This window comes from Nonomuraea sp. NPDC004186 (genome assembly GCF_053603495.1).
Genome location: NZ_JBSGFQ010000081.1, coordinates 48946 through 61511 on the forward strand (window position 1 = coordinate 48946; position 12566 = coordinate 61511).

The 12566-nt window shown below is 70.1% G+C and carries 9 protein-coding genes; 7 read left to right on the top strand and 2 right to left on the bottom strand.

Annotated features, from left to right (window positions below; translation table 11 throughout):
- Nucleotides 1-12: 12 nt before the first annotated feature.
- Entirely contained in the window at nucleotides 13-1125 is a 1113-nt protein-coding gene (locus tag ACWEPL_RS45235) for an aromatic ring-hydroxylating oxygenase subunit alpha (RefSeq protein ID WP_452439858.1), read from the top strand.
- Entirely contained in the window at nucleotides 1122-3335 is a 2214-nt protein-coding gene (locus ACWEPL_RS45240; RefSeq protein ID WP_452439859.1) for an FdhF/YdeP family oxidoreductase, read from the top strand. Before ACWEPL_RS45235 ends, ACWEPL_RS45240 begins: the two co-directional genes overlap by 4 nt.
- On the opposite strand, the gene ACWEPL_RS45245 is transcribed toward ACWEPL_RS45240, so the two are convergent.
- Nucleotides 3307-4080: an IclR family transcriptional regulator gene (locus tag ACWEPL_RS45245; protein WP_363968391.1), complete on the bottom strand. Its 774-nt coding sequence runs from the start codon at nucleotides 4078-4080 to the stop codon at nucleotides 3307-3309. The two genes, ACWEPL_RS45240 and ACWEPL_RS45245, sit on opposite strands and share 29 nt — an antisense overlap.
- 127 nt (nucleotides 4081-4207) lie before the next feature.
- On the opposite strand from ACWEPL_RS45245, the gene betA reads away from it, so the two are divergent.
- Nucleotides 4208-5845 carry a choline dehydrogenase gene (betA, locus tag ACWEPL_RS45250; RefSeq protein ID WP_452439860.1) on the top strand — a complete coding sequence of 546 codons (1638 nt, stop codon included), beginning with the start codon at nucleotides 4208-4210 and terminating at the stop codon, nucleotides 5843-5845.
- A gap of 45 nt (nucleotides 5846-5890) precedes the next feature.
- On the opposite strand, the gene purU is transcribed toward betA, so the two are convergent.
- Nucleotides 5891-6754, bottom strand: a complete 864-nt coding sequence (gene purU, locus ACWEPL_RS45255) for a formyltetrahydrofolate deformylase (protein ID WP_363968395.1) — start codon at nucleotides 6752-6754, stop codon at nucleotides 5891-5893.
- 221 nt (nucleotides 6755-6975) lie between these two features.
- Here purU and ACWEPL_RS45260 point away from each other — a divergent pair, with 221 nt between their 5' ends.
- From ACWEPL_RS45260 to ACWEPL_RS45275, 4 genes are read left to right on the top strand one after another with little or no spacing between them, the layout of a single operon-like run.
- Entirely contained in the window at nucleotides 6976-8436 is a 1461-nt protein-coding gene (locus ACWEPL_RS45260; RefSeq protein ID WP_452439862.1) for an aldehyde dehydrogenase family protein, read from the top strand.
- 24 nt (nucleotides 8437-8460) lie between these two features.
- A complete protein-coding gene (locus tag ACWEPL_RS45265; RefSeq protein ID WP_350734510.1) occupies nucleotides 8461-9519 on the top strand; it encodes a quaternary amine ABC transporter ATP-binding protein in 1059 nt (352 codons plus the stop codon).
- A complete protein-coding gene (locus ACWEPL_RS45270) occupies nucleotides 9519-11516 on the top strand; it encodes an ABC transporter permease (protein ID WP_350734508.1) in 1998 nt (665 codons plus the stop codon). Before ACWEPL_RS45265 ends, ACWEPL_RS45270 begins: the two co-directional genes overlap by 1 nt.
- Before the next feature lie 30 nt (nucleotides 11517-11546).
- Nucleotides 11547-12518, top strand: coding sequence for an ABC transporter substrate-binding protein (locus tag ACWEPL_RS45275; RefSeq protein ID WP_350734560.1), 972 nt, complete (start codon nucleotides 11547-11549; stop codon nucleotides 12516-12518).
- The last annotated feature ends 48 nt before the right edge of the window (nucleotides 12519-12566 follow it).

The window sequence follows — 12566 nt, forward strand, 5'->3', positions numbered from 1 at the left end:
GGAGTACTGCCCGTGACCACCACCACGTCAAGCGTGATCCCCACCCTCCCCGGTCGCTACTACGTGGACCCCGAGATCTTCGCCGCGGAGCAGCGGAACATCTTCGAGGCGATGTGGTTCTGCGTGGTGCGCTCGGCCGACCTGCCCAAGCCGGGCTCGTTCAAGACCGTTCAGGTCGGCTCCGAGAGCATCCTCGTCACCAGGGCGCGCGACAGATCGGTGCGCGCGTTCTTCAACGTCTGCCGCCACCGCGGCGCGACGCTGCGCACGGAGGAGTCGGGCGAGGTGAAGCGGGCCTTCCAGTGCCCGTATCACGCCTGGACCTACGACCTGGACGGCAAGCTGATCGCCGCGCCCAACCTGACCAAGATGGCCGACCTGGACCGGGTGGAGTACGGCCTGGTGAAGGTGCACGTGCGCGAGTGGCTCGGCTACGTGTGGGTGTGCCTGGCCGACGAGCCGCCCTCCTTCGAGGAGGACGTGCTGGGCGCGGTGACCGAGCGGCTCGGCTCGCTGGAGCTGCTCGAGAACTACGACGTGGCCGGTCTGGAGGTGGGCCGCAGGATCGTCTACGACGTGAAGGCGAACTGGAAGCTCATCATCGAGAACTTCATGGAGTGCTACCACTGCGCCACGATCCATCCCGAGCTGACCGAGGTGCTGCCGGAGTTCGCCGACGGCTACGCGGCTCAGTACTTCGTGGGCCACGGCGCCGAGTTCGGCGAGGAGATCCAGGGCTTCACCGTCGACGGGTCCGAGGGGCTCGACCGCATCCCGGGCGTCAGCGAGGAGCAGGACCGCCGCTACTACGCGATCACGATCAAGCCGCAGGTGTTCATCAACCTGGTGCCCGACCACGTGATCGTGCACCGCATGTTCCCGCTGGCGGTGGACCGCACGGTGGTCGAGTGCGACTGGCTCTACCTGCCCGGCGTCGTGGCGAGCGGCAAGGACCTGGACAAGTCGGTGGAGCTGTTCCACCGGGTCAACGAGCAGGACTTCGAGGCGTGCGAGCGGTGCCAGCCGCAGATGGGCTCGCGTACGTACGCCAAGGGCGGCGTGCTGGTGCCCAGCGAGCACCACATCGGCGCCTTCCACGACTGGGTCCAGGACCGCGTCGGGTGAACGAGCACGACGACGAACGCCTGACGGCCGGCCCGCCCAAGGACTGGGCGGGCGGCCTGCCCGCGGTGGGCCACGCCCTGCGCATCGCCCACCGGCAGATGGGGGTCGGCCGCACCGCGCTGACGCTGTTGCGGGTCAACCAGAAGAGCGGCTTCGACTGCCCCGGCTGCGCCTGGCCGGAGGGCGAGCACCGCAGCCCGGCCGAGTTCTGCGAGAACGGCGCCAAGGCGGTGGCCGAGGAGGCCACGACCCGGCGGGTCACCCGCGAGTTCTTCGCCGCCCACCCGGTGAGCGAGCTGGCCGGGATGAGCGACTACTGGCTGGGGCAGCAGGGCAGGCTGACCGAGCCGATGTACAAGCCCGCGGGCGCCGAGCACTACGAGCCCGTCGGCTGGGCGGAGGCGTTCGGCATGATCGCGGCCGAGCTGCGCGCGCTGGACAGCCCCGACCAGGCGGTCTTCTACACCTCGGGCCGCACCTCCAACGAGGCGGCCTTCGCCTACCAGTTGCTGGTGCGCCGGTTCGGCACCAACAACCTGCCCGACTGCTCCAACATGTGCCACGAGTCCAGCGGCGCCGCGCTCACCGAGACGATCGGGATCGGCAAGGGCACCGTGTCGCTCGACGACCTGCACCGGGCCGACCTGATCTTCGTGGTCGGCCAGAACCCGGGCACCAACCACCCCCGCATGCTCACCGCCCTGGAGAAGGCCAAGCGCGGCGGCGCGCGGATCGTCGCGGTCAATCCGCTGCCCGAGGCCGGGCTGCTGCGCTTCAAGAATCCGCAGCGGCCGTCCGGGCTGGCCGCGGGCACCGAGCTGGCCAACCGGTTCCTGCAGATCCGGCTCAACGGCGACATGGCGCTGTTCCAGGCGCTGTCGCTGCTGCTGCTCGACACCGCCGACGAGGCGTTCATCGCCGAGCACACCAGCGGCTTCGAGGAGTGGAAGGCGCACCTGACCGGCCTGGACTGGGCGGAGGTGCTGGAGGCGACCGGCCTGACCCGGCAGGAACTGGAGGAGACGGCCCGCGACGTCAGGAACGCCGGGTCCGTCGTCGTCTGCTGGGCCATGGGGCTCACCCAGCACCGCAACTCCGTGGCCACCATCCGCGAGGTGGTCAACTTCCAGCTGCTGCGCGGCAACGTGGGCCTGTGCCCGGTGCGCGGCCACTCCAACGTCCAGGGCGACCGGACCATGGGCATCTACGAGAAGCCCTCGAAGGACTTCCTGGACGCGCTGGCCGGGGAGTTCGGCTTCGAGCCGCCCCGGCACCACGGGCTGGACACCGTCGAGGCCATCCGGGCCATGCGCGACGGCGAGGCGAAGGTCTTCGTCGGCATGGGCGGCAACTTCGTCCGCGCCACCCCCGACAGCCGCGTCACCGAGGCGGCGCTGCGCCGTACCAGGCTGACCGTGCAGGTCTCCACGAAGCTCAACCGCTCGCACGCGGTGTGCGGCGAGCGGGCGCTCATCCTGCCCACGCTGGGCCGCACCGAGCGCGACCCGGCCGGGTTCGTCACCGTCGAGGACTCGATGGGGCTGGTGCACGCCTCGCGTGGCCGGCTCGCGCCCGCCTCCCCGGACCTGCTGTCGGAGGTGGCGATCGTGGCCCGGCTGGGCCGCGAGCTGTTCGGCGAGGAGCCGTGGGCGGGCTTCGAGCGGGACTACGCCACGATCCGCGACCGCATCGCGCGAGTGATCCCCGGCTTCGAGGACTTCAACGACCGCGCGGAGGCCGGCTTCGCGCTGCCCAACGCGCCCAGGGACGAGCGCCGCTTCCCCACCGCCACCGGCAGGGCGGGCTTCACCGTCAACCGGCTGGAGGTCCTGCGGGTGCCGCCGGGGCGGCTGCTGCTGCAGACCGTACGCAGCCACGACCAGTACAACACCACCGTCTACGGCCTCGACGACCGCTACCGCGGCGTCAAGAACGGCCGCAGGGTGGTCTTCGTCCACCCCGGCGACCTCGCGGAGCGCGACCTGGCCGACGGCGACGTGGTCGACCTGGTCAGCGAGTGGCCCGACGGCGAGCGCACCGCCGAGGGCTTCAGAGTCATCGCCTACCCGACCGCCCGCGGCTGCTGCGCCGCCTACTTCCCGGAGACCAATGTGCTGGTGCCGCTCGACTCGGTGGCCGAGACCTCCAACACCCCGACCTCCAAGAGCATCGTGGTCCGGCTCAGCCGGCGTACCCGAGGCGGCGGCTGATCTCGTCGGCCCCGCCGATCAGGACGGGAGCGAGCTCGTGCATGCGCTCGGCGGTGAAGCGGTAGGCGGGGCCGGAGGCGCTCACCGCGGCGACGACGTCGCCGTGGTAGGAGCGGATGGGCGCCGCCATGGCGTTCAGCCCCTCCTCCAGCTCCTCCAGGCAGTAGCCGTAGCCGGCCTGCTTGATCTCGGTCAGCTGCTCCCTGAGCCGGTCGAGGTCGGTGACGGTGCGGGGGGTGAAGGACTCCAGGGCCCCGTCGGACAGCACCCGCTCGCGCTGGCGCTCGTCCAGGTGGGCCATCAGCACCTTTCCGCTGGAGGTGGCGTGCAACGGCGTGATCTGGCCGACCCAGTTGTAGGCGGTGACCGCCGAGGCGCCGCGCACCTGGTCGAGGTTGACCGCGTAGCTGGAGCGGAGCACGGCGATGTTGACCGTCTCGCCGATCTCCTCCGCCAGGCGCTGGCAGACCGGGCGCCCCCGCTGGGTGACGTCGAGCTGGGTGTTGACGCCGCCGGCCAGGCGGATGATGCCGAAGCCGAGCCGGTATTTGCCGCGTTCCTCGGCCTGCTCGACCAGGCCGCGCGCCTCGAGCGCGCCGAGCAGCCGGAACGCGGTCGACTTGTGCACGTCGATCTCCGCGGCGACCTCGCTGACCCCTGCCTCGCCCCGCCGGGAGAGGATCTCCAGCACGCTGATCGCCCGATCGACCGACTGCACGCCCCCGCTGCCCGAATCGTTGCCCATAGCGAAACTCTAAGTGCTAGAGGGAACTCCGTCTAACGTACGACCAAAAGATCTCCTGTTGCGAGTAGTGAAACGCAATGCGTATAGCGCTACGATTTGGCGAAACGCGCGAGCGAGACGAGGCACCATGACGTCACATCAATACGACTTCGTCATCGTCGGAGGCGGCTCGGCCGGCAGCGCGCTGGCGAACCGGCTCTCCGCGGACCCTGCCACGCGGGTGCTCGTCCTGGAGGCGGGCCGATCGGACTACCCGTGGGACGTGTTCATCCACATGCCCGCGGCCCTGCCCTTCCCCATCGGCAACCGCTTCTACGACTGGCGCTACGAGTCGGAGCCCGAGCCCCACATGCACGGCCGGCGGATCTATCACGCTCGCGGCAAGGTGCTCGGCGGCTCCAGCAGCATCAACGGCATGATCTTCCAGCGCGGCAACCCGCTGGACTACGAGCGGTGGGGCGCCGATCCCGGGATGAAGAGCTGGGACTACGCCCACTGCCTGCCGTACTTCAAGCGGATGGAGAACTGCCTGGCCGACCCCGACACGCCGTGGCGCGGCCACGGCGGGCCGCTGGTGCTGGAGCGCGGGGCGGCGAGCACACCGCTGTACGACGCGTTCTTCGAGGCGGTGCAGCAGGCCGGCTATCCCCTGACCGACGACGTGAACGGCTACCGGCAGGAGGGCTTCGCCCGCTTCGACCGCAACATCCGGCGCGGGCGCCGCCTGAGCGCCGCCAGGGCGTACCTGCACCCGGTCATGAAGCGGCCCAACCTGACCGTCAAGACGCGCGTGCTGGTGACGAAGGTCGTCTTCGACGGGAACAGGGCCGTCGGCGTCGAGTTCGACGGCGGCCGGGTCCGCGCGGGCGAGGTCATCCTGTGCGGCGGCGCGATCAACTCGCCGCAACTGCTGCAGCTGTCCGGGATCGGCAACGCCGACGAGCTGCGCGACCTCGGCATCGACGTCGTGCACGACCTGCCGGGCGTGGGCGAGAACCTGCAGGACCACCTGGAGGTCTACATCCAGCACGGCTGCCGCGAGCCGGTCTCGATGCAGCCGAACCTGCAGAAGTGGCGCCACCCCTGGATCGGCGCGCAGTGGCTGTTCCTGCGCGGCGGGCCGGGGGCGACCAACCACTTCGAGGCGGGCGGCTTCGTCCGCGGCAACGACGAGGTCGACTACCCCAACCTGATGTTCCACTTCCTGCCGCTGGCCGTGCGCTACGACGGCTCGGCGCCGGCGGGCGGCCACGGCTACCAGGTGCACGTCGGGCCCATGTACTCCGACGCCCGCGGCTCGGTGAAGATCAAGAGCACGGATCCGCGGCAGCATCCGGCGCTGCGCTTCAACTACCTGTCCACCGAGCAGGACAGGCGCGAGTGGGTGGAGGCCGTCCGGGTCGCCCGCAAGATCCTCGGGGCGCCGGCGCTGGCCGGGCTCAGCACGGGCGAGGTGTCGCCCGGCCCGTCCGTGGAGACCGACGAGGAGATCCTGGACTGGGTGGCCAAGGACGGTGAGACCGCCCTGCATCCCTCGTGCACGGCCAGGATGGGCGTGGACGCGATGTCGGTGCTCGACCCGGACACGATGCGGGTGCACGGCGTCGACGGGCTGCGCGTGGTGGACGCCTCGGCCATGCCGTACGTGACGAACGGCAACATCTACGCGCCGGTCATGATGCTGGCGGAGAAGGCGGCCGACCTCATCCTGGGCAACACGCCGCTGCCGCCGCAGACGACAGAGTTCTACCGTCACCGGGTATGACACGAGGGCGGTGGGGCACTCCCCCACCGCCCTCGTGTGTGAACGTCAGCGGAAGACGACGGTGCGATTGCCGTTGAGCAGGACGCGCTGCTCGCTGTGCCACTTCACGGCCCTGGCCAGCACCTGCGCCTCCACGTCCCGGCCGGCAGCGACCAGGTCCTCGGGGTCGAGCTCGTGGTCCACCCTGGCCACGTCCTGCTCGATGATGGGCCCCTCGTCCAGGTCGGCCGTGACGTAGTGCGCGGTCGCCCCGATGAGCTTCACTCCGCGCTCGTGCGCCTGGTGGTACGGCTTGGCGCCCTTGAAGCCCGGCAGGAAGGAGTGGTGGATGTTGATGGCCCGCCCCTCCAGCCGCTTGCACAGGTCGTCGGAGAGGATCTGCATGTAGCGCGCCAGGACCACCAGCTCCGCGTCGCACTCCTCGACCAGCTCCAGGATCCGCGCCTCGGCCTCGTCCTTGGTGGCGGCCGTGACGGGCACGTGGTGGTACGGCACGCCGTACGAGGCGGCCAGCGGCTCCAGGTCGGGGTGGTTGGAGACGATCGCGGGGATGTCGATGTTGAGCGCGCCCACCTGGCGTCGATAGAGCAGGTCGTTCACGCAGTGGCCGAACTTCGACGCCATGACCAGCGTGCGGGTGGGCGTGGCCGCGTCCTTCAGCTGCCAGTTCATCTGGAAGGACTCGGCGACGTAGGTGAACCCCTCGCGCAACCGCTCGATCTCGTCATGCGCGGCGAAGTGCACGCGCATGAAGAAGCCGCCACCCTTGCGGTCGTTGAACTGCTTGCTCTGCAGCATGTTCCCGCCGTGCTGGACGAGGAAGCTGCTGACCGCGTACACGATGCCCGGCTTGTCGGAGCAGGACACCGTGAGGATGAACTCGCGGCCAGGGTCGGGACGTGGAGACATCACACCCTCCCGGTGTTGCGTATGACGCAAAGAAGAGATTTATACGCAACAGACTGAGGGCAGGGGCCAACCACGTCAAGGGGCAAGAAGGTCAAACCTCAGCACAACGTATTTATTTGGCCAGTGATTCCGGCAAACCCTTGACGAACACTCCGAGACGAGTCAATCCTGTTCCTCATTAAGCAGCGCCTTGCGCGATACGCAACTATCGAGGTGTGCCGATGACCGAGCTCTACATCGCGGGCGAGTGGACCAGGCCACTCGCCGGTGGTCAGCGGCGCATCCACTCGCCCGCCGACGGCAGCCTCGTGGCCACCGTGGCCGAGGGCACCGCCGCGGACACCGAGGCGGCGATCGCCGCGGCCAGGCGTGCCTTCGACGGCGGCCCCTGGCCCGCGACGCCGGCCCGCGAGCGCGGCGCGCTGCTGTACAAGGTAGCCGACCTGCTGGAACGCGACCGCCAGACCTTCGCCCGCGCCGAGTCGGGAGACACCGGCAAGCGCCTGGTGGAGAGCGAGTACGACATCGACGACTGCGTGGCCAGCCTGCGCTACTTCGCCGGCGTCGCGGGCACCGACGCGGGCCGGGTCGTCGACACCGGCCGCGACGACGCGATCAGCCGCATCGTGCACGAGCCGATCGGCGTCTGCGGCCTCATCACGCCGTGGAACTACCCCCTGCTCCAGACCACGTGGAAGGTCGCCCCGGCGCTCGCCACGGGCAACACGTTCGTGCTCAAGCCGAGCGAGCTGACCCCCAGCACGGCCATCCTGCTGATGCGCGCGCTGGCCGAGGCCGGGCTGCCGGACGGGGTGGCCAACCTCGTGCTCGGCACCGGCCCGGAGGTCGGCGCGCCACTGGCCGAGCACCCGGACGTGGACATGGTCTCCTTCACCGGCGGCCTCGCCACCGGGCGGCGCGTCATGGCAGCCGCCGCGGCCACCGTGAAGCGGGTGGCGCTGGAGCTGGGCGGCAAGAACCCCAACATCGTCTTCGCCGACGCCGACTTCGACACGGCCGTCGACTTCACGCTCACCGCGGTGTTCCTGCACTCCGGCCAGGTCTGCTCGGCCGGCGCGCGCCTGCTGGTGGAGGACTCCCTGCACGACGCGTTCGTGGACGAGGTCGTACGGCGGGCCGAGCTGATCCGCCTGGGCGGCCCCTTCGACCCGCACGCCGACACCGGCCCGCTCATCTCCGCCGCGCACCTGGCCAAGGTCGAGGAGTACGTGGCGGCGGGCCTGGCCGAGGGGGCCGTGCTGCGCTGCGGCGGCCGCCGCCTCGACGGGCCCGGACACTTCTACCGGCCCACCGTCCTGGACGAGTGCAAGCAGGACATGCGCGTCGTGCGCGAGGAGTCCTTCGGCCCCGTCCTGACCGTCGAGCGCTTCACGACCGAGGACGAGGCGGTCCGCCTCGCCAACGACACCGAGTACGGCCTGGCCGGCGCGGTCTGGACCCAGGACGCCGGCAGGGCGCAGCGGGTCGCGGGCCGGCTGCGGCACGGCACGGTGTGGATCAACGACTATCACCCCTACGTGCCGCAGGCCGAGTGGGGTGGCTTCAAGCAGTCCGGCAACGGCCGCGAGCTGGGCCCGACCGGCCTGGACGAGTACCGCGAGATCAAGCACGTCTGGCAGAACATCCGACCGCGCCCACAGCGGTGGTTCCCAGAGAACTGACGCTCCGACGACGAAGAGGTGGTCATGACCGTCCCGTCACTGACCGAAAGCACACCGCTCAACACCGAGGCACCCCCCATTCTCGACGTCCGAGGCCTGTGGAAGGTGTTCGGCCCCAAGGCCGGCCGCGTGGTCGGCAGCACCCTGAGCCGCACGGAGCTCAAGGAGCAGACCGGCTGCGTCGCCGCGGTCCGCGACGTCTCCTTCTCGGTCCGGCGGGGCGAGGTGTTCGTCGTCATGGGCCTGTCGGGCTCGGGCAAGTCCACCCTGGTGCGCTGCCTGACCCGGCTGATCGAGCCCACGGCGGGCGAGATCGTGCTGGACGGCGAGGACATCCGCACCGCCGACGCCCGCAAGCTGCGCGAGCTGCGCAGGCACCGGATGGCGATGGTCTTCCAGCACTTCGGGCTGCTGCCGCACCGGTGCGTGCTGGAGAACGTGGCCTTCGGGCTGGAGATCCGGGGCACCCCCAAGAAGGAGCGCTACGAGCGGGCCCGCGAGGTGCTCGGGCTGGTCGGGCTGACCGGCTTCGAGAACTCCTACCCCGACCAGCTCTCCGGCGGCATGCAGCAGCGCGTCGGCCTGGCCCGCGCGCTCGCGGCCGACCCCGAGGTGCTGCTGTTCGACGAGCCGTTCTCCGCGCTGGACCCGCTGATCAGGCGCGAGATGCAGAACGAGGTCATCCGCCTGCACCACGAGGTGGGCAAGACGATGATCTTCATCACCCACGACCTGAGCGAGGCGCTCAAGCTCGGCGACCGGATCCTCATCATGCGCGACGGCGAGCTGGTCCAGGTCGGCACGCCCGACGAGGTGGTGGGCGCGCCCGCCGACGAGTACGTGGCCAACTTCGTCAGCGACGTCCCGCGCTCGCACGTGCTGACCCTGTCGTGGATCATGCGCCCGCCGCTGGAGGGCGAGCCGCTCGACGGCCCGGAGCTCGGCCCCGACGTGGTCATCCGCGACGCCGTGCACACCGTGCTGTCGGCCGACCGCCCGGTGCGCGTGGCCGGGGACGACGGCCTGCTCGGCGTGGTCACCAGCGCGGAGATCCTCGAAGTGATCGCCGGAGGGCAGCACTGATGGCGGCCGTCACGGCGGTCGCCGCCAGGCTGCACAAGCTGCCCGACCGCAGGCTGCTGCTGGCCCTGGTCGTCGCGGCCTGGGTGGTGGGCTGGGCGGTGCTGGGCGGGCGCGACACCCAGCAACTGGGCGGCGCCGAGCTGACCCCGCTGCACCGCGACCTCAGCCAGGCCATGGACGTCATCGACGACAGCCGCAACAGCAACCCGTTCTTCCTCTACTTCATCAACTACATCCGGCTCTTCCTGGACGACGCGGTGACCTTCGTCCAGGCGCTGATCAGCCAGCCGTCCTTCGGCCGCCCCCTGCCCGTGCTGGGCTGGCTCGGCGTGGTGGCGATCGCCACGGCCGTCGCCCTGCTGTACGGCAACAGGAAGGTGGCCGCGCTGACGGCCGCGGGCTTCCTGTCCTTCGGCCTGCTCGGCCTGTGGCAGGAGAGCATGGACACCCTTGCCCTCACGCTGACGGCGGTCGCGCTGTCGCTGGCCGTGGGCATCCCGCTCGGGATCTGGGCGGGGCTGAGCGACCGGTTCCTGCGGCTGGTCACGCCGGTGCTCGACTTCATGCAGACGATGCCGACGTTCGTCTACCTGGCGCCGCTGACGCTGTTCTTCCTCATCGGCCCGGCCAGCGCGACCGTGGCCACGATGATCTACGCGGTCCCGCCGGCCATCCGCATCACCGCGCACGGCATCCGGCAGGTCTCGCCGGAGACGATGGAAGCGGGCACGTCGCTCGGCGCCACGCCCCTGCAGGCGCTCAGGCACGTGCGGCTGCCGATGGCCAGGCAGACGATCATCGTGGGGGTCAACCAGACCATCATGGCCGCGCTGTCCATGGCCACCATCGCGGCCCTGATCGACGCGCCCGGCCTGGGCAAGACCGTGCTCAAGGCGCTGCAGACGCTGGACGTCGGGACCGCCTTCAACGCCGGCCTGGCGATCGTGATCATGGCCGTGGTGCTCGACCGGGTGACCTCGGCCGCCAGCCGGCGGGTGGAGGAGCAGCGCCGCGCGGGCCGGCTGCGTTCCGCGCGCCGGCGCCGCATCGAGGTGGCGGGCGTGCTCGGGATCGCGGCCGTGCTGGCGTACCAGTCCTACACCTACCTCTGGGCCGCGGACTTCCCCATCGAGGCCAACATCGGCTCGTACGTGCGCAACGCCGCGGACACCGCCAGCGCCTGGGTGCAGGACAGCCTGGTGACCTACACCAACGCGCTGAAGAACGCGCTCACCAACGGGCTGCTCAACCCGTTCGAGGCTCTGCTGACCGGCTCGCCCTGGTGGCTGGTCTGCCTGGTGGCGGTCGCCGTGGCCCTGCTGGTGGGCAGCGCGCGGGCCGCGCTGGTCACCGCCATCGGGCTGCTGATGGTGCTGGCGCTCGGGCTCTGGCAGGACAGCATGGTGACGCTGGCCTCCACGCTGGTCGCGACCATTCTGGTGATGGCGCTCGGGGTGGTCGCCGGCGTGTGGATGGGCCGCAGCGACCGGGCCGACACCCTGTTGCGTCCCGTGCTCGACGCGGGGCAGACCATGCCCGCCTTCGTCTACCTGGTGCCCATCCTCGGCCTGTTCGGCCCGACGCGGTTCACCGCGATCATCGCGGCCGTGGTCTTCGCCGCGCCGGTGGCGATCAAGCTGGTGGCCGAGGGAATCAGGCGGGTCTCCCCCACCACGGTGGAGGCGGCGACCTCGGCGGGGGCGGGCACCTGGCAGCTGATCTCCAAGGTGCAGCTGCCGATGGCGCGCAGCGGCGTGACGCTGGCCGCGAGCCAGGGACTCATCTACGTGCTCTCGATGGTCGTCGTGGGCGGCCTGGTGGGCGCCGGGGCGCTCGGCTACGACGTGGTGGCCGGCTTCTCCCAGCACGAACTCCGCGGGAAGGGGCTGGCCGCCGGGATCGCGATCGTCGTGCTCGGCATCGTGCTCGACCGCGTCATGCGCGCCGCCACGCAACGGGCCGACGCCGCCGCCCACGGAGGGCTTGCGAACAAATAAGGAACAGGAACACAGGAGGACCAAGTGGCGATGTCGAGAAGCGGCAGGATCAGGGCGCTCGCGCTCGTGACCGGCGGCGGCCTCCTGCTCAGCGCGTGCAGCGGAGCGAAGGTCGGCGAAACCCAGCAGGCCGCCGCGGGAGGCGGCAAGACGTGCGGCACGTTCAACCTCGCGGTCAACCCATGGGTGGGCTACGAGGCCAACGCCGCGGTGATCGCGCTCGTCGCGGAGAAGAACCTCGGCTGCAAGGTGGTGAAGAAGGACCTGAAGGAGGAGGTGTCCTGGCAGGGCTTCGCCACCGGTGAGGTCGACGCGGTCGTGGAGAACTGGGCCCACGACGACCTGAAGAAGAAGTACATCGACGAGCAGAAGGTCGCCGTCTCGGCGGGGCCGACCGGCAACAAGGGCGTCATCGGCTGGTTCGTGCCGCCGTGGATGGCCAAGAAATATCCCGACATCACCGACTCGAAGAACCTCAACAAGTACGCCTCGCTGTTCAAGACCTCCGAGTCCGGGGGCAAGGGCCAGCTGCTCGACGGCGACCCGTCCTTCGTCACCAACGACGCGGCGCTGGTCAAGAACCTCGACCTGGACTACAAGGTCGTCTACGCGGGCAGCGAGACCGCGCTCATCCAGGCCTTCCGGCAGGCGGAGAAGCAGCAGACGCCGCTCATCGGCTACTTCTACGACCCGCAGTGGTTCCTGTCCGAGGTGAAGCTGGTCAAGGTCGACCTGCCCGCGTACACCAAGGGGTGTGACGCCGACGCGGCCAAGGTGGCCTGCGACTACCCGCCGTACGAGCTGGACAAGATCGTGAGCAAGAAGTTCGCGGACTCGGGCAGCCCCGCCTACACCCTGGTCAAGAACTTCACCTGGACCAACGACGACCAGAACCTCGTGGCCAAGTACATCGCCGAGGACAAGATGACGCCCGAGGAGGCGGCCGCCAAGTGGGTCGCCGCCAACCCCGACAAGGTCAAGGCCTGGCTCCCCGCGACCTGACCGCTCCTCCGCCGTGCGCCCGGCCCGATCGTCCTGCCGCGATCGGGC

Coding starts and splice junctions, on each gene's coding strand:
- ACWEPL_RS45260 (WP_452439862.1), top strand. CDS start 6,976: ATGACCGAGCTCTACATCGCGGGCGAGTGGACCAGGCCACTCGCCGGT.
- ACWEPL_RS45275 (WP_350734560.1), top strand. CDS start 11,547: ATGTCGAGAAGCGGCAGGATCAGGGCGCTCGCGCTCGTGACCGGCGGC.
- purU (WP_363968395.1), bottom strand. CDS start 6,754: ATGTCTCCACGTCCCGACCCTGGCCGCGAGTTCATCCTCACGGTGTCC.
- ACWEPL_RS45265 (WP_350734510.1), top strand. CDS start 8,461: ATGACCGTCCCGTCACTGACCGAAAGCACACCGCTCAACACCGAGGCA.
- ACWEPL_RS45245 (WP_363968391.1), bottom strand. CDS start 4,080: ATGGGCAACGATTCGGGCAGCGGGGGCGTGCAGTCGGTCGATCGGGCG.
- ACWEPL_RS45270 (WP_350734508.1), top strand. CDS start 9,519: ATGGCGGCCGTCACGGCGGTCGCCGCCAGGCTGCACAAGCTGCCCGAC.
- betA (WP_452439860.1), top strand. CDS start 4,208: ATGACGTCACATCAATACGACTTCGTCATCGTCGGAGGCGGCTCGGCC.